Origin of the sequence: Burkholderia sp. ABCPW 111, assembly GCF_000773065.1 — a bacterium.
GTDB classification, from domain to species: Bacteria; Pseudomonadota; Gammaproteobacteria; order Burkholderiales; family Burkholderiaceae; genus Burkholderia; species Burkholderia savannae.
On the sequence record NZ_JPWT01000084.1, the window covers coordinates 1 to 16,148 of the forward strand.

Consider the following 16,148-nt stretch of genomic DNA (forward strand, 5'->3'; position numbering starts at 1 on the left):
TGCTTTTCGATCGAGCAATTGCTTCCTCCGACATCCTTAAAATGAGGTGTCAGATTATGCAATCGCTCGAAAACCCTCCACGGTTTCCTGCGATGAACCTTTTTTATCGAGCGAGCGGACGACCGCCCGATCGGCTGCGCGAATCGAAGCCGAAGCCGAAGCCGAAGCCGAAGCCGAAGCCGAAGTCAATCGAATCGAGTCGGGTCGACTCGATTCGAATCGAGTCGAGTCGTGCGGCCCGCGCGAGCGATGCGCGCGCCCGCCGACGCAAAACACGCGCGCGCGCCGCATGCCGCGCCCGGCCGTCACGCGCCGCCGCGTCACATCACGCGAGCGCCGCCTGCGCGACCGTCTCCCGCACGCGCTTCGCCGCCTCGACCATCGCGGCGAGCGCCGCGTCGACCTGCCGCCACTCCCGCGTCTTCAGCCCGCAGTCCGGATTCACCCACAGGCGCTCTGCTGGAATCCGCTCGAGCGCGAGCAGGATGAGCCGCTCGATCTCGTCCGCGTCGGGCACGCGCGGCGAATGGATGTCGTAGACGCCCGGCCCGATCTCGTTCGGATACGCGAACGTCTCGAACGCGTCGAGCAGCTCCATGTTCGAGCGGGTCGTCTCGATCGAGATCACGTCGGCGTCGAGCGCGGCGATCGACGGCAGGATGTCGCCGAATTCCGAATAGCACATGTGCGTGTGGATCTGCGTCGCGTCCGCGACGCCCGACGACGCGACCTTGAACGCGCGCACCGCCCAGGCGAGATACGCGGCGCGATCGCGCGCCTTCAGCGGCAGCCCTTCGCGCAGCGCCGGCTCGTCGATCTGGATCATTCCGATGCCGGCCTTCTCGAGATCGAGCGTCTCCTGGCGCAGCGCGAGCGCGATCTGCAGCGCGGTCGTCGCGCGCGGCTGGTCGTCGCGCACGAACGACCATTGCAGCATCGTGACGGGCCCCGTCAGCATGCCCTTCACCGGCTTCGCCGTCAGGCTCTGCGCGTACGACGCCCAGCCCACCGTCATCGGCTCCGGCAAATAGACGTCGCCATAGATGAGCGGCGGCTTCACGCACCGCGAGCCGTAGCTCTGCACCCAGCCGTTGCTCGTGATCGCGAAGCCCCACAGCAGCTCGCCGAAGTACTCGACCATGTCGTTGCGCTCCGCCTCGCCGTGCACGAGCACGTCGAGCCCGTACGCGAGCTGCTTGTCGATCGCGATGCGCACCTGCTCGCGCATCGCCTCCAGGTAGCCGAGATGATCGAGCACGCCCTGCTTGAGCGCCGCACGCGCGCGGCGGATTTCCGGCGTCTGCGGGAACGAGCCGATCGTCGTCGTCGGCAGCGGCGGCAGATCGAAACGCGCGTGCTGCGTGGCCGCGCGCGCCGGGTAGGCGCCCGCGCGGCGTGCGTCGGCATCGGTCAGCGCCGCGACGCGACGCTTGACGAGCGGGTTGTGAATGCGCGCCGACGTACGTCGCGCGTTCGCGGCCGCCGCCGCATCGTCGAACTCCGCCGCGACCGCCGCGCGTCCCTTCACGAGCGCGTCGCGCAGCGCCGCGACCTCGCGCGTCTTCTGCACCGCGAACGCGAGCCACGCCTTCAGCTCGTCGTCGAGCTTCGGCTCGTGCGCGAGGTCGACGGGCGCGTGCAGCAGCGAGCAGCTCGTCGCGACCCACAGCCGTTCGCCGAGCGCATCGCGCACCGGCGCGAGCCGCGCTAGCGAGCGATCGAGATCATTGCGCCACACGTTGCGGCCGTCGACGATCCCGCACGACAGCACCTTGTCGGCCGGATAGCCCGCGACGAACGCGTCGAGCTGCGCGTCGCCGCGCACGAGGTCGATGTGCAGCCCCGCGACGGGCAACGCCTTCAGGAGCGCCGCGTGCTCGCTCGCGTCGTCGAAGTAAGTCGCGACGAGCAGCTTCGGCGCGTCGGGCGCGAGCGCTTCGTAGACAGGCTGCGCGGCGTCGCGCCACGCGGCGGGCAGATCGAGCGCGAAGATCGGCTCGTCGATCTGCACCCAGTCCACGCCCGCTTGCTTCAATCGCGCGAGCAGCGACCGATACGCGGGCACGAGGCGCGGCAACAGTTCGAGGCGATCGGCGAGCCCGTCGCGCGCCTTGCCGAGCCACAACAGCGTGAGCGGGCCGACGAGCGCCGCCTTCGCGCGATGGCCGAGCGCGCGCGCTTCGCGCACTTCGTCGAAAAGCCACTCGACGCCCGGCCCGAACGTCGTCGCGGGCGAGTACTCGGGCACGAGATAGTGATAGTTCGTGTCGAACCACTTCGTCATTTCCATCGCCGGCTGCGCGGCGTTGCCGCGCGCCGCCGCGAAGTAGTCGGCGAGCGTGAGCGCGCGCGCGTCGAAGCCGAACCGCAACGGCAGGCCGCCGACGTGCGCGAGCGTCGTCAACACGTGGTCGTACCACGCGAAGTCGCCGGCCGTCACGCAGTCGAGCCCGGCCGCGCGCTGCGCCTGCCAGTGCGCGGCGCGCAGCGCGCGGCCGGTCTCGACGAGCGCGTGCTCGGCGTCGGCCGACGCGCCTTCGCGCCAATAGCGTTCGAGGGCGAACTTCAGCTCGCGTTGCGCGCCGATGCGCGGAAAACCCAGGATGTGTGCGGTGGTCATCTCGATCCTCCAGAAGTGACCGGCAGTATCGGATTTGCCCTATCATTACTCAAACGAAAGTTTTTGCCGAATATCATGAATTCTTTTCAACATAGTAACCAGCCAGGCGCTTCTCGATGATCCGCTCACCGCTCGAATTCCGGCATCTGCAGACGCTCGCGGCGCTGCGCGACACCGGCAACCTGTCGCGCGCCGCGCAGGTTCTGTGCCTCACGCAATCGGCGCTGTCGCACCAGTTGAAGGCGCTCGAGACGCACTTCGGGCTGCCGCTGTTCGTGCGCAAATCCGCGCCGCTCACGTTCACCGCGGCCGGCAAGCGCCTGCTCGCGCTCGCCGGCGAGGTCGTGCCCGCGATCGAGGAAGCCGAGCGCGACATCGCGCGTCTCGCGCTCGGCACGGGCGGCACGCTGCGGATCGCGGTCGAGTGCCACACCTGCTTCGACTGGCTGATGCCCGCGATGGATGCGTTCCGGCAGCGCTGGCCGGAAGTCGAGCTCGACATCGTGTCGGGCTTTCACGCGGACCCGATCGGCCTCCTGCATCAGGACCGCGCGGATCTCGCGATCGTCGCCGAAGCCGACGCCGACGAAGCCGTCGACCATCACCCGCTCTTTCGCTTCCAGATCGTCGGGCTCGTCGGCAACGACCACGCGCTCGCGCAGAAGCCGTCGCTGTGCGCGGACGATTTCCGCGACGAGACGCTCATCACGTATCCGGTGCCCGACGAAATGCTCGACATCGTCCGGCAAGTGCTCAAGCCCGCCGGCATCGAGCCGAAGCGGCGCACGTCGGAGCTGACGGTCGCGATCCTGCAGCTCGTCGCGAGCCGCCGCGGCGTCGCGGCGCTGCCGCTGTGGGCGGTCGCGACTTACCTCGACAAGCGCTACGTGAGCGCGCGAGCGGTGCTGCGCGCCGACGGCTCGACGCTGTCGGGCGAGCTCTACGCGGCGACGCTGCCCGCGTTCTCGACGCGCCCGTACGCGGCCGACTTCGTCGCGACGATGCGCGAGACGAGCGCAACGTCGCTGCCCGAGATCGAGCTGCTGTAAGCGGCGCGGCGCGCCGTTCCGACCCGCTTTCGCCGAAAAACCGTCTGCGGCAGGTCGCCACGGGTAAAATCGAGCCTATTCCTATCCCAACATCCAACGCATTCGTCAGCCTCTCGGAGTTCCCCATGTCCATTTCCCGACGCACCACGCTTTCCAAGTATCTGATCGAGCAGCAGCGTGAGACCAACAACCTCCCCGCCGACCTGCGCCTGTTGATCGAAGTGGTCGCGCGCGCGTGCAAGGCGATCAGCTACAACGTCAGCAAGGGCGCGTTGGGCGATGCGCTCGGCACGGCCGGCAGCGAGAACGTGCAGGGCGAGGTGCAGAAGAAGCTCGACATCCTGTCGAACGAGATCCTGCTCGACGCGAACGAATGGGGCGGCAATCTCGCGGCGATGGCGTCGGAGGAAATGGAAACATTCTTTCCGATCCCCGCGAACTATCCGCGCGGCGAGTACCTGCTCGTGTTCGATCCGCTCGACGGCTCGTCGAATATCGACGTGAACGTGTCGATCGGCACGATCTTCTCGGTGCTGCGCTGCCCGGACGGCCAGCTGGCAACCGAGCAGTCGTTCCTGCAGCCGGGCACCGAGCAGGTCGCGGCGGGCTATGCGGTGTACGGCCCGCAGACCGTGTTCGTGCTGACGACGGGCAACGGCGTGAACTGCTTCACGCTCGACCGCGAAGTCGGCTCGTGGGTGCTCACGCAAAGCAACCTGCGGATTCCGGAAGACACGCGCGAATACGCGATCAACGCGTCGAACGCGCGCCACTGGTACGACCCGGTGAAGCGCTACGTCGACGAGCTGAACGCCGGCGCCGAGGGCCCGCGCGGCGAGAATTTCAACATGCGCTGGATCGCGTCGATGGTCGCCGACGTGCACCGGATTCTGAATCGCGGCGGCATCTTCATGTACCCGGCCGACAAGCGCACGCCGGATCGCCCGGGCAAGCTGCGCCTGATGTACGAGGCGAACCCGATGTCGTTCATCGTCGAGCAGGCGGGCGGCGCGGCGACGACGGGCCTGCAGCGCATCCTCGACGTGCAGCCGACCGGCTTGCACCAGCGCGTGCCGGTGATTCTCGGCTCGAAGAACGAGGTCGAGCGCGTCTCGCGCTACCACCAGGAAGCCCAGTCGTAACGCGACGTCGCGCGAGCGACGGCCGAGCGCGCCCCGCTCGTTCGCATTCGACGCGGCGAACGCGATGCCCGCCCGTTGCGGGCGTGCTCCGGTCGACCGGAGCACGAGAAACGCGAGCTCGCATGGAGCCGTCATGGTGCGAGCTCGCGTTTCGATCGATGCGAGGCCATCGAATGCCTGCGCAAAGCGGTGAATCGATCGACGGGAATCCCGATGAATCAAGCAGTTACCGGCACCAATAAGCATTCTCCACAATTTTTTGCCAAATCCTCTTGCCAGCGTGCCGGTAGCTCCATATAATTTCGTTTCTCTGTTGCCGGTGTAGCTCAGTTGGTAGAGCAGCGCATTCGTAATGCGAAGGTCGTAGGTTCGACTCCTATCTCCGGCACCAACAGATTCAAGGGCTGCGATGCGAAAGCGTCGCGGCCCTTTTCGCTTTCCGGCGTCGCGCTCGCGTCTTGCGTGACGGCGCGCATCGCGACATGTGCCGCAGCGTCGCTTGCGAGACGCATGCGGCACATGTCGGCACGCGCGTGCATCGAGAAGCCCTTTTCGTCGCGCCGCGCCGCCATCGAATGCGCACGTCGAGCGAATCGCCCACTGCCCCGCGTCCAGGCCGCGCCCGAAACCGTGATGAAGTCATTTCGAACTCGTTGCGAAATACGCCGTCCCGTTTCCGCGTCAATCAGATTGAGCCGGCCCGTGCGCCCCGATCCGCAAGACACGTCGAAGCTCCCGTCGCTGTCGGCGTTGCGCACGTTCGAAGGGTCCGCGCGCGGCTACAGCCTCACCGAAGCCGCGCATCATCCGCACGTCACGGTGGGCGCCGTGAGTCGACAGATCAAGATGCTCGAGGACGAGCTCAGCGTGAAGCCGTTCGACCGCGAGGCGAGCAGCCTCTAACGGGTGACGATCCGGTTTTTCTTCAAGTCCTGCGTGCATGCGCCTCCTCGTGATCCAACCCGCCAGTGCCGCGCCATCGCGGCGCCGTGGCGAACGCCTTCGCGCAGTGCGTCCGGCAGACGCTTGCGCAACGACGGCGCGCGGAGAATCGCCTCGGTGATGCCGGCCGGCGTCGCCGCGCGGCTCAGGCAAGTCTGCGTCTCGCTCACGCTCAGCACCCGGCCGCACGCTGCGCCCAATCGAGAACGCCGCGCCAGTCGCCGAGCCCGCACGCGGCTGCGCATTCGAACACATCGTCGACGCACACCGCGATACCCGGCCGCATCGCAATACGCGAGCGCAATAGGCAGACACGGGCCGAGGGCCGTGAGCGCGTCGAATGGCGCTTCGCTGCCCAGCTCGACGACTCGCGTTCCGATGCGCTCGAACAACGCCTTCGCGTGCGCGCTCGCGTCGCCGTAGCACGCGCCGATCGAGCGGCCGGCGGCGATCGTGTCAGGAGAACTGATCATCGCCCGCGCGGGTCGACACTCATCGCGCACTTGGCGCGCGCGGATGCGGAGCTCACGCGGGCGGCGGCACCCGAGCTCGCCGAGAAACGCGCGCCGCCCGCCCTCTTTCGCCCAGCCATTCAGGAGCGTGACGATAAGTTCCCCGAACGAAGCGTGGAATGGCCGCCGCGCCGCCGCCGTTGCCCGCGGCGTTGGCCAGGTCCACCCGATCCACGTCGAGCGCGCGCAGCGAACGCTTATAAGACGTCGACGGCAACGCATATTTCGACTTCACGAGCGGCATCGCCGTGCTCGACACCGGGCATCGGCATCCGCGAGTCGCGGCCGCCGTGCAGGCGCGGCTCGCGCACGTCCGCAACCAGTTGCCGGCCGCAGATGCACTCGATGCGTCGTTGCCGTGGACGCCTATCACCGAGCGCGACAACCGGCTCGCGCAAGCGGGCGCGACGGTCGCGATCGCATGGCGGTTCACGCGCATGATGTTGCCGGCCATCGTCGACGAAACCGCTCATCCGCATCTGACGGCATTCTCCGCGTCCGCGGAGGACACGCCGCTCTTCGCCGCCTTTCCGCTCGCTTGAGACCGGCTGAAACCGACTGAATCCGACGCGCCGGCCGAGGCGTCGCACAACGAAGCGTATCGCGTCGGCGTTGCGGCGCCGAACCCGTTTCAACCGAACGAAACGCGCACGCGTGCGTTCTGCCGCCGTGAACGGTGGCGCACCGCACGGTGCGCCGATTCGTCGCCGCCTACCGTGGAAACTTTCGCATCGCGAACGACTCGGCATTCGCTGCGGCGCCGCATGCGCGACGTTCGCCGCCGCGGCCGAATCACCGCAAAAGAATCGCGCGCGGATTTTTCTTACGCTTTTATTTCAATGCGCGTACCGGCGCCCGTCCGACAAAAAATATTTGGTCAATTCGGACGAGATGCGTAACATTACTTAACGATCCTGACCCGTCTATTGAAGTAAATTGCGGGGGGCGACGCTCCGGGATCGGCGTGCGATCCGCGTCACGTCACAGGCAGCGCCCGACGTCGGTTCATTCGTGGGAATTAACAAAGGAGAGAACCACCATGGCTCATGGCTTGATTATGTGGCTCATCATCGGCGCAATCGCGGGCTGGCTCGCCGGCCTGCTCGTGAAGGGCGGCGGCTTCGGGCTGCTCGTGGACATCATCGTCGGCATCGTCGGTGCCGTCATCGGCGGCTGGCTCGCCGGCATTCTCGGTATTCACATCGGCGGCGGCTTCATCAGTTCGATCATCGTCGCCGTCATCGGCGCCGTCATTCTGCTGTTCGTGATCCGGCTATTCAAACGAGCCTGACGCCTGCTTCGCCCGGCGCGCCGCGCGGCCGCCGGGCGCTTGCGCCGCATTTCCCGTCTCGCGGCCACCCGCCGCTTCTTCGCATTCCCGATCGTCCAATCCCCTCGTTTCGCGCGAAAGGCATTCGCTCGCCATCGCACCGCACATGCACGCTCGAACACGACACGCGGCGCGATGTTGCGCGATGCGCGCCGCCGGCAAAGCGGACGCAGCGCCCGCTTGCCGGCGACGGCATGCGCCGCGCGCCGATCGTCAGGGCTCCCGACGTTGCAGCCACGCATCGAGCACGGCCGGCGCGAGCAGACCGCTCTTCGCGCGGCGCATGCCGTCCGCGTCGATCCACAGCGTACGCGGCAGCTCCCCGCGCCAGCCCGGATCGAGCGCCACGCGCAACCTTTCCGGCATCGGCTCGGCGTTCGCATATTGCATGACGTTCGGGGGCAGCTTCATCTGCGCGAACGCGCCGGCGAGCTGCGGCGCGTGCTCGTCGAGCGAATCGAGCGCGACGAGCGCGATCCGCACCTGCGGATGGCGCCGCTGCCATTCGACGAGATGCGCGGCGTTCTCGCGGCAGTAGCCACAGTCGAGCGACCAGACTTCGACGACGAGCGGCGCGCCGCGCCCGCTCGCATAGAGCGACGCGACATCCGCCGCGCGCAGCGGCTGCGGCGATTGCGGCGATTGCGGCGGTTGCAATTCGCCCGCGATGCTCGACGCCGCGATCGCGAGCGCAGCGAGCATGAGCATCCTGCGCTTCATCGTTGCCCCTCCACGTCGATCAGCCGGTAGCCGTCGTTGCGCGTGCGCCATGACAGATAGACGCGCCCGCGATCAGTCAGCAATTGCGGATTGTCGCTCGCGCCGGACGTCTGCGCGATCGTGCGCGGCGCGCTCCAGTGCGCGCCGCCGTCGTCGGAGCGGCGCAACTTGATGCGCATCGTGTCGCCGTCGAACGCCTTCCATGCGAGCCAAAGCGCGTCGCGCGGCGCGACGATCGCCGCATGCGACGCCTGCTCGTTCGGTGTCGCCGGATCGTCGCCGAACGCGAACGGCGTGCCGAGCGGCGCGCCGCCCGCATCGAGCCGCGAATAGAACACATCGGCCCTGCCGTCGACGACGCCGAACCACGCGAGATGCCGCACGCCATCGTTCGTGATCGCGAGCGCCGGTCCGTGATCCGGACACGCTTCGACATGCCAGTTCGAGAACGTCGCGCGCACGGGCTCGACCGCGCGATCCGCCGACACCGGCAGCACCGCGATCGCGTGGTCGCGAATCTGGCCGGGAAACACGTTGCGCCACGCGGCCTGCACGCGCCCGTCGGGATCGGCCGCCATCGCGATCCGGCAGCATTCGCACGTGTGGTCCGTCACCTTGCGCTCCGGCGCGAAGGTCGCGCCGCCGTCGGCCGACACCGCGTAGTAGATCGCCGCACCGTCATACGCTCTCCCTGAGCGCTGCGCGGCGAGAAGGTCGCGCTTGTCGATCCACGCGGCGAAGACGCGGCCTTGCGGATCGACCGTCAGCATGTCGAAGCGATGCGTGATCGCCTGCCGGTCGCGATGCACGGTGACGGGCACGGACCACGTCGCGCCGCCGTCGAGCGAGCGCGAGAAGCGCACCATTCCGGTGTACGGCGCATCGAGCGGCATCGACCACGTGACGTAGACCGCACGCCCGTCCGGGCTCGCGGCAAGCTTCGGCCGGTTCTCGGCGCTCGTGTAGACCGGCTCGGGCAGCGCATTGACCGTCGCGGGCGCGGACAGCGTGCGCCCCGCGTCGTCCGAATGCGCGACGACGACGTGCTGTCCCTCGACCCACGCGACCCACAGCCGATGACGCGCATCGAACGCGGCGCCCGTCGCGAGCGGCGCTTTCTGCGCGGCGCCGGCAGTTGCCGAGTCCATTGCCATGTGAGCGGCATGCGGCGCGGACGCCACCGCAGCCGGCCGCGCGTCGTGCGCGAGCGCACCGCAGGCGAGCGCGAGCAGCGCGACGCCTGCCGGCCCATGCTTCAAAGCGACCATTTCAACTCTCCATAGAAGGTGCGGCCCGGATACGGGTGGAACACGTAGTAGCGGCGATCGGTCACGTTGTCGATGCCGAACGACGCAAGCCAGTGGCGATCGAAACGGTAGCGCGCCTTGAGATCGACGACCGTATACGAGCTGGTGCCGCCGTACACGTTCGGGTTCACGTCGCTGTTGTCGAGCGTGCTGAATTGGCGCCCCGAATAGCGCACGCCGACGCTCGTCATCCAGTGCTCGTCGAAGCGGTACGACGCGAGCAGGTTCGCGCGCATGCGCGGAACTCTCGGCCAGCGCGCGCCGACGTAGCTCGGATTCGCCGCGTCGGCGAGCGTCTGCGCGTTCGTCGCGGAGACGTTCGCGTCGACATCGAGCCCCTTGATCCCGACGTCCTGCCCCGAGAACGCGAGTTCGACGCCGCGCACGCGCACGCGCCCGACGTTCGAGATGTTCGTGTACGTCGAAGCGCCCGCGACCGTCGTCTGGCTGTAGATCGAATTGCGCAGGTCGCTCTGGAACACGCTCGCGCGCACGACGCCGAAGCCGACGTCGCGCTCGGCCGTGAAATCCCAGTCGATCGCCTTTTCCGGCTGCAGGTTCGGGTTGTTGTTGACGATCGCGTTGTTCGAGATCGTTCCTTGAAACAGCTCGGCGACGGTCGGAAAGCGCGTGCCCGTCGCAAACGACAGCCGCAAGCGCCACGCGTCCGCGGGCTGCCATTCGAGCGCGAGCTTCGGCGACAGCGCGGTCGCGCCGCGATCCGCATAACCGAGCGTCGCGCCCGCATTGCCGAGCTCGCCGCCGTACGCGTCCCAGCGCTCGTAGCGCAGGCCGAGCGTCGCGAGCCAGCCGGGCGCGAAACGCCACGCGTCCTGCGCGTACAGCGCCTGCGTACGCGTGTTGCCGCGATAGCTGTTCGCGAGCGTCGTCGGCGCCGCGTTCCGCCAGTCGGCCGTGTTGTAGGTCGCGTTGCGCAGGAAATAGGTGTCGAAGTGATAGCCGAACGAGAAGCGATGCCCGCGCACGTCGGGCGATTCCGCGCGCAGATCGACGGTGCGCCAGCCCGTGCCCTCGCCATGGAACACCGTGCCGGGCCCGCCGTCCCACGCGCCGGGCGGTGCGCTCGACGCGCTGCGCAACACGTCGCGCGACACGTCGTATGCGGAAGCGCTCGCCGACAGCTTCCAGCCGGACGCAAGCCGCGCGTCGAGCCCGAGCCCGTACAGCCAGTTCTCCTGGTCGCCGTTCTGCGGCGCGAATGCGGTCGGCGACACCGTGTAGCTGCGCCCGCCGAACGACACGTTGCCGCCGTACACCGGGTTGCCCGCCGCATCGCGCAGGAACGTGTCGCCGTGCTGGCGGTAGTGGTTCTCCCAATGCCCGAGCGTGACCGTCGCGTCGACGTGGTCGGTGAACGCGTAGCCGAAGCGCAGCGTCTCGTTGAGCTGCTCGGTGCGCTCGATCGTCTGCGCGCCGACGATCGTCCGCGGCCGGCCGTTCGGGCCGACGTCTGAGGCCGCGCCCGTCACCGGCACCGGCGCGCCGAGCTTCGGATCGTACGCGGCGTTCGGGCTCGCGTACTGCATCGGCTGACTGTCGTTCTCGAGCCGGTCGAGCGACAGCGCATACCAGAAACGTCCGATCCGGTCGGCGAGCCGCGCGGTCTGGTGATTGCCGCCGAAGCTGTCGGCGAAGCCGTAGCCGTCACGGTAACGCTGCGTGAAGAACTGCGTCGACACCGACGCCTCGAGCCGCTCCGGCTTGCGCGTCGTGATCTGCACGGTCGAGCCGATCGCGTTGCCCGGATAGAGCGCGGAAAACGGGCCGTACAGCACGTCGACGCGCGCGATGTCGTCGGGCTGGATCAGCGACCAGCGCGGCGGATACGAATAGCTCGAACCGAGCAGATTGGACAGCAGAAGGCCGTCCGCATAGACGAGCCCGCGCGCGCTCTGCAGCTCGTTGAAATCGCGGCCGGCGAACACGGAGTTGCGATCGCCGATGTAGCGGCGGCGCACCATCAGATTCGGCGCGTACTTGAGCGCGTCTTCGGTCGTCACGTTGACGTGCGAATCGATCTGATCGCGCGTGAGCGACTCGACGACGCCGGGCGTGTCGGGCGCGAATGAGGGGCGCTGCGCGGTCACGGTGACGACATTCAAGGTTTTCCCGGATGCCGTCGTCGCGGCGGCGGCGTCGGACGTTGAATCGGCAGGGGCGGCGCCCGTCGGCGCCGCATGAGCGGCCGGCCAGGCGAGCGCCGCGGCGCAGGCGGCCGCGAGCCGCCTGCGCGCGGCGAGCGCGGCAAGAGCATGAGACATGGAGAAGCAAATCCTGAAAACGTGGTCGGCGGATCGCCGCGCATGCGAACGCACGCCGCGCCCGTCTTCGCAGAAGAACGGACGTGACGCCCGACGTCGCGCGCGCGACGGCGCTCACGCGTGGCAACGCGCGAGCGGGCTGCTGAGATCAGACCGGGACGGTTTCAGGCGGGGCGCGCGGCTGCGCGATGCGCACGCCGCGGCGGAAGAAGACGGCGGGCCGCTCGACGCGGCTCGCATACGCGAACGCACGAACGAAGCACGGCAACACGGGCGCGCTCGAACCGAGCGCGACGTTCGCGGCGAAGCCGGGACAGTAGACGCAATGAGCGACGTGCGCGAGCGCGCCGTCGTCCTTGCGCGTCTCGCCCGCGCCGACGATGCGCTTCGCGCCCGCTGCGCTGCACAACTCGAGCGCGAACGGCGCGTCGGCCGCATTCGAGGCGGCGCGCGCGTAGCCGATGACGGGCGACAGTACGTTGAGTACCAGCGCCAGCCAGACGAGGCTCATCCATCGCGTCGAACGTTTCATCGCAGCTCGGGAAAAAGAGGCGCGCAGTATAACAAGTCAGTTTGCGGCTGCGCTTCGAACGATGCGCATCCGTTCGGAAACGCGCATTGCCGCAAATCAACGCAAATGCATGTACCGTTTAAGCAACAGAGACAAAATCTAACGATTGAACACTGGCACAAAGCAAAGCTGGCGTTCGATAATTCTCTTACCCAAGGAGAGAGAACATGGACGAAAGGCCAACCCGCATTCCGCCTCCCGAGAAGGTGATGAGCCCGGACCCCGAGCCCGTGGCCGTCGAGTTTCTCGCCGAGCTGCCCGAACATGTGCGCGCGTTTTTCGACGAGCAGCACAAGCTGTGCACGCCGAAGTAACCGTGCACGGCCCGACGGCGCATCCGTGCCGGTGAATCGTCGCGTGCTCGCGAACGCTTCCTTGCGCACCGCCGCCTTCTCGTCTCGGCAACCCATACCGAACCCGGGCCGCAACGGCCAGCCGGGTCGAGGCTGCTGCGTCCGCTGATCCCTCGCTTGCGCCGCGTCGCTGCGCAACGTCTTCGCTTATTCTTCTGTTTTTTCCACCACTCGGCTCCCGCAAGCCGGCATTGTCGTTTTTCGCCATGAAACCATCTCTTTGTGCAAGCCTGGCTGCCGCCGCGCTCGGCCTCGCCGTGCTGACCGCGCCTCGCGTCGCCGCCGCCGACGGCGACGACACCGCGCTCACGAACCTCGTCGCGCTCGCGTCGCAGCGCCTCGCGCTCGCCGAGCCCGTCGCTCAATGGAAGTGGATCAACAAGAAGCCGATTTCGGACCCGCCGCGCGAAGCGGCGCTGCTGGCCGACGTCGAAAAGCGCGCGACGGCGAGCGGCGTCGATCCCGCTTACGCCCGCACTTTTTTCGACGACCAGATCACCGCGAGCAAGCAGGTGCAGAACGCGCTCTTCGCGACGTGGCGCGCGACGCATGGCCCCGAAGGCCCCGCGCCCGATCTCGCGACGAGCACGCGGCCGCAGCTCGACCGGCTGACTCAGTCGCTGATCGCTGCGCTCGCGCGCGTCGCGCCACTGCGGGACGCGCAGGATTGCCCGTCGCGTCTCGCACGCAGCATCGCGAACTGGAAAACGCTGACGCGCTACGATTCGGGCCAGAAGGACGCGCTCGGCACCGCGCTGTCTCACGTCTGCACGGCGGGCGGCGCAAGCGCCGTCGGCTAGGCGGCAGCGGACGCGGCGCCCGCGAGCGGGATCGGTTGCAGCCCGCGCGCAAGATGCGTTCGCAGAATGCGGCGCACCGCGGGCGCCGCCTCCGCGTCGCGTCCGCCCGCCTCGCGCGCTTCGGCCGCGAGCGCCGCGGCCTGCTCGATCGACGCCACGGCGCCGACGTAGCGCCAACCGTCAACCACATGAAAGACGCTCGACTCGCCGCGCTCCTCGAACGCGACCGGCCCGTCGAACGGCCAGCCCGCGTCGCCCGCGGCGCTTCGGCCCAGCCGCCGGTTGAACGATGGCGCGAGCGACGCAATCCAGTCCGCCTCGGCCAGCAGCGCGCCGAGCTCGCCGCCCGTCTCGCGCCACTCGACCCGCCTAACCAGCTGCGCAAGCCGCATTTCCTTCGACGAGCGCCGCTCCCCCGTCAACAGCGCGCGCAGCCTCTGCCGGACCCGAACGCTGCGGCCGACGTAGATCGGCACATCGTCGTCGCCGAAGAGCGCATACACGCCGCAGCCGGCGGGCGCGCGCTCCAGATGCGCCTCCGTCAACGTGCCCGCGAGCCGGAAACGGCGCGTCGTGCGCGCGATTTGCTCGCGCAACTGATCGGCCGGAATCGCGTCGTGCAATGTTTGCCAGAACTGCCAGATGAGATCCGCGTCGGCGAGCGCCCGGTGGCGCGCCGAAGGCGTGAGCGCGTGCCGCTCGATCAGCGCGTCGAGCCCGTGACGCGACTCGCGCGGGAAAAGCGCGCGCGACAACCGCACCGTGCAAAGCACGTCGGGATTAAACGCGAAGCCCGCGCGCTCGAATTCCGCGCGCAGGAACCCGCGGTCGAAGCTGGCGTTGTGTGCAATGAAGAGCTTGCCGTCGAGCCGCTCGAACAATGCGGATGCGATGTCGGCGAACGTGGGCGCGCCGCGCACCATGGCGTCGGTGATGCCCGTGAGTTGCTGGATGAACGCTGGAATCGGCTGCCGCGGATCGACGAGCGTCGTCCAGGTCGACACGTGATTCGCATGCACGGCGACGACGCCGATTTCGGTGATGCGATGCTCGACGGCCGAACCGCCGGTGGTTTCGAGATCGACGAACGCGAGCGGCGTGTCGATCGCAGGGTGGAGCAGCGGCGAGACGGACATGGATGGCGGACGGACGGCACTTCGTGTGTTGTCGGACGGACGCGGGGGCGGCCCCGGCGCTAGCAGTCCCTATTCTACTCGCCCAAGAAATCAAAACCCCCGCCTAGGCGGGGGTTTGCACGGCCCTCGGCGCGTTTCAGGCGTTCAAAGCGCCTGAATATTCGCGGCCTGCTTGCCCTTCGGGCCGGTTTTCACTTCGAACGACACACGCTGATTCTCCTTAAGGGTCTTGAAGCCCTCCATCCTGATTTCGGAGAAATGGGCAAACAAATCTTCGCCGCCATTGTCCGACGTAATAAAGCCGAAGCCCTTAGCATCGTTAAACCATTTCACGATACCGGTATCCATATTCCTAGTTCCCCACTAAATAAAAATAAAACACGGGCTACGCCCTTATACCGTCACACAAAGCTCCGACGCTTCCTCTACCCCTTCTTTCGACGTGCGGGAAGCACTGCAAGCTTGGTGGTGCTTTTATAAATGGGAGAATCCAATTCAGTCAAGAAAATTTTTGATGACCGCTTATACGATTTGATAAGAATACAACTGGAATCGGTACACTAGGAGCGAGAAATTAATTAACCGCAACAACACCTGTCATTATTACCGGGGTAGCTGACTATTAAAATCCGCAAAAGAAAAATCTACCGCGATCGAGCGAATTGACGAGGCTTAGTATTTGTCCGGGTTGCGGTGCGCAAGAACCTTTGCAATGCTGAGCGTCGCCCCGTAGGGCGCGGGAGACTGTCATGCTGAACGGCATCAAACGCTTCGCACACCGGCTCGGCATTGCGCGCCGCAACAATTCGACGGGCCGCGCGCCGGCGGCGCCCACGATGTTCGCGAGCGAATTCGATGCGACGTGGCATGGCGATCATTGGCAGAACCTGCTTGCATCGCCGCTCGATGCGCGTCACTACGTGATGGAAGACTGGGCGCAGCCCGTCCTGCCCGCGCAGGAAGAGCCGACCGACGCGTCGCCTCCACCCAGGCGCCGCAGGCGCTGGTATGAACAATAGGAGCGGGCAAAAAAAAGCGCGACCGGAGAGTCGCGCTGACAAAGGTTTGGAGATCTTTTCCGTCAACGAAAAAGTCTGCTTTGGTAAGCAGAAACCTCAGTATAACGAGTTGACTCCCTTTCATTAATCGTACTCCCCACAAACCTCTATTGCCGAAGTGTCAATAATCGCGCGCATGCGGGATGCACCTCGGCCGGCTCTCCACCGATTGTCGCTGTCGCGCAACGCCGCCGAAGGTTCGGGAGCGGAAAAATATTTGCCCAATCCAGCCCAAAGCCTTGCCCCGCAAGGGTTTCCGCCGCCACGCCAATTATTGCTGAAAAGCAAATACATTATTTCTTAATCCGGATTCATCGGCTTTCGGC

Annotated in this window: 17 protein-coding genes and 1 tRNA gene; 9 read left to right on the forward strand and 9 right to left on the reverse strand. The window is 66.9% G+C overall.

Annotated elements, in window-relative coordinates:
- Window positions 1–325 precede the first annotated feature (325 nt).
- Complete coding sequence (metE, locus tag X946_RS19440) at window positions 326–2,620, reverse strand: 5-methyltetrahydropteroyltriglutamate--homocysteine S-methyltransferase (RefSeq protein ID WP_038750937.1); 2,295 nt, start codon at window positions 2,618–2,620, stop codon at window positions 326–328.
- Window positions 2,621–2,736: 116 nt separating this feature from the next.
- On the opposite strand from metE, the gene X946_RS19445 reads away from it, so the two are divergent.
- The 4 genes from X946_RS19445 (at window position 2,737) to X946_RS35195 (ending at window position 5,714) form a co-directional block, all read left to right on the forward strand.
- On the forward strand, window positions 2,737–3,669 hold the full coding sequence (locus X946_RS19445; RefSeq protein WP_038750938.1) for a LysR family transcriptional regulator: 933 nt from the start codon (window positions 2,737–2,739) through the stop codon (window positions 3,667–3,669).
- 125 nt (window positions 3,670–3,794) lie between these two features.
- Entirely contained in the window at window positions 3,795–4,811 is a 1,017-nt protein-coding gene (locus X946_RS19450) for a class 1 fructose-bisphosphatase (protein ID WP_038750939.1), read from the forward strand.
- Window positions 4,812–5,126: 315 nt separating this feature from the next.
- Window positions 5,127–5,202 (forward strand) — tRNA-Thr (locus X946_RS19455).
- A 311-nt stretch (window positions 5,203–5,513) separates the two neighbouring features.
- On the forward strand, window positions 5,514–5,714 hold the full coding sequence (locus X946_RS35195; RefSeq protein ID WP_038750940.1) for a LysR family transcriptional regulator: 201 nt from the start codon (window positions 5,514–5,516) through the stop codon (window positions 5,712–5,714).
- Here X946_RS35195 and X946_RS19465 read toward each other — a convergent pair.
- Together X946_RS19465 and X946_RS36335 are read right to left on the reverse strand one after the other, a co-directional pair.
- Entirely contained in the window at window positions 5,711–6,145 is a 435-nt protein-coding gene (locus X946_RS19465; protein WP_235364040.1) for a hypothetical protein, read from the reverse strand. The genes X946_RS35195 and X946_RS19465 overlap by 4 nt on opposite strands.
- Window positions 6,146–6,278: 133 nt before the next feature.
- Window positions 6,279–6,509, reverse strand: coding sequence for a hypothetical protein (locus X946_RS36335; RefSeq protein ID WP_152611750.1), 231 nt, complete (start codon window positions 6,507–6,509; stop codon window positions 6,279–6,281).
- A gap of 4 nt (window positions 6,510–6,513) precedes the next feature.
- Here X946_RS36335 and X946_RS36340 point away from each other — a divergent pair, with 4 nt between their 5' ends.
- Window positions 6,514–6,807: a hypothetical protein gene (locus X946_RS36340; protein WP_231752086.1), complete on the forward strand. Its 294-nt coding sequence runs from the start codon at window positions 6,514–6,516 to the stop codon at window positions 6,805–6,807.
- Window positions 6,808–7,304: 497 nt separating this feature from the next.
- On the forward strand, window positions 7,305–7,556 hold the full coding sequence (locus X946_RS19475; protein WP_025990481.1) for a GlsB/YeaQ/YmgE family stress response membrane protein: 252 nt from the start codon (window positions 7,305–7,307) through the stop codon (window positions 7,554–7,556).
- 252 nt (window positions 7,557–7,808) lie between these two features.
- Here X946_RS19475 and X946_RS19480 read toward each other — a convergent pair whose 3' ends face one another.
- The 4 genes from X946_RS19480 to X946_RS19495 form a co-directional block, all read right to left on the reverse strand.
- Entirely contained in the window at window positions 7,809–8,315 is a 507-nt protein-coding gene (locus X946_RS19480; protein WP_038750941.1) for a TlpA family protein disulfide reductase, read from the reverse strand.
- Entirely contained in the window at window positions 8,312–9,583 is a 1,272-nt protein-coding gene (locus X946_RS19485) for a sialidase family protein (protein WP_038750942.1), read from the reverse strand. The genes X946_RS19480 and X946_RS19485 overlap by 4 nt, the downstream gene beginning before the upstream one ends.
- Window positions 9,571–11,904 carry a TonB-dependent receptor gene (locus X946_RS19490; protein ID WP_038750943.1) on the reverse strand — a complete coding sequence of 778 codons (2,334 nt, stop codon included), beginning with the start codon at window positions 11,902–11,904 and terminating at the stop codon, window positions 9,571–9,573. Before X946_RS19490 ends, X946_RS19485 begins: the two co-directional genes overlap by 13 nt.
- A 148-nt stretch (window positions 11,905–12,052) precedes the next feature.
- On the reverse strand, window positions 12,053–12,436 hold the full coding sequence (locus X946_RS19495; RefSeq protein WP_038750944.1) for a DUF2946 domain-containing protein: 384 nt from the start codon (window positions 12,434–12,436) through the stop codon (window positions 12,053–12,055).
- Between the two features lie 206 nt (window positions 12,437–12,642).
- Here X946_RS19495 and X946_RS35740 point away from each other — a divergent pair, with 206 nt between their 5' ends.
- Both X946_RS35740 and X946_RS19505 read left to right on the forward strand, forming a co-directional pair.
- Window positions 12,643–12,789: a hypothetical protein gene (locus X946_RS35740; protein WP_038750945.1), complete on the forward strand. Its 147-nt coding sequence runs from the start codon at window positions 12,643–12,645 to the stop codon at window positions 12,787–12,789.
- Window positions 12,790–13,034: 245 nt separating this feature from the next.
- Entirely contained in the window at window positions 13,035–13,628 is a 594-nt protein-coding gene (locus X946_RS19505; protein ID WP_038750947.1) for a chorismate mutase, read from the forward strand.
- Here X946_RS19505 and X946_RS19510 read toward each other — a convergent pair.
- Together X946_RS19510 and X946_RS19515 are read right to left on the reverse strand one after the other, a co-directional pair.
- Window positions 13,625–14,764: an exonuclease domain-containing protein gene (locus X946_RS19510; protein WP_038750950.1), complete on the reverse strand. Its 1,140-nt coding sequence runs from the start codon at window positions 14,762–14,764 to the stop codon at window positions 13,625–13,627. The genes X946_RS19505 and X946_RS19510 overlap by 4 nt on opposite strands.
- A 144-nt stretch (window positions 14,765–14,908) precedes the next feature.
- Window positions 14,909–15,112 carry a cold-shock protein gene (locus tag X946_RS19515; RefSeq protein WP_004522324.1) on the reverse strand — a complete coding sequence of 68 codons (204 nt, stop codon included), beginning with the start codon at window positions 15,110–15,112 and terminating at the stop codon, window positions 14,909–14,911.
- A gap of 401 nt (window positions 15,113–15,513) precedes the next feature.
- On the opposite strand from X946_RS19515, the gene X946_RS19520 reads away from it, so the two are divergent.
- Window positions 15,514–15,783, forward strand: coding sequence for a hypothetical protein (locus X946_RS19520; RefSeq protein WP_038750952.1), 270 nt, complete (start codon window positions 15,514–15,516; stop codon window positions 15,781–15,783).
- Window positions 15,784–16,148: the final 365 nt, after the last annotated feature.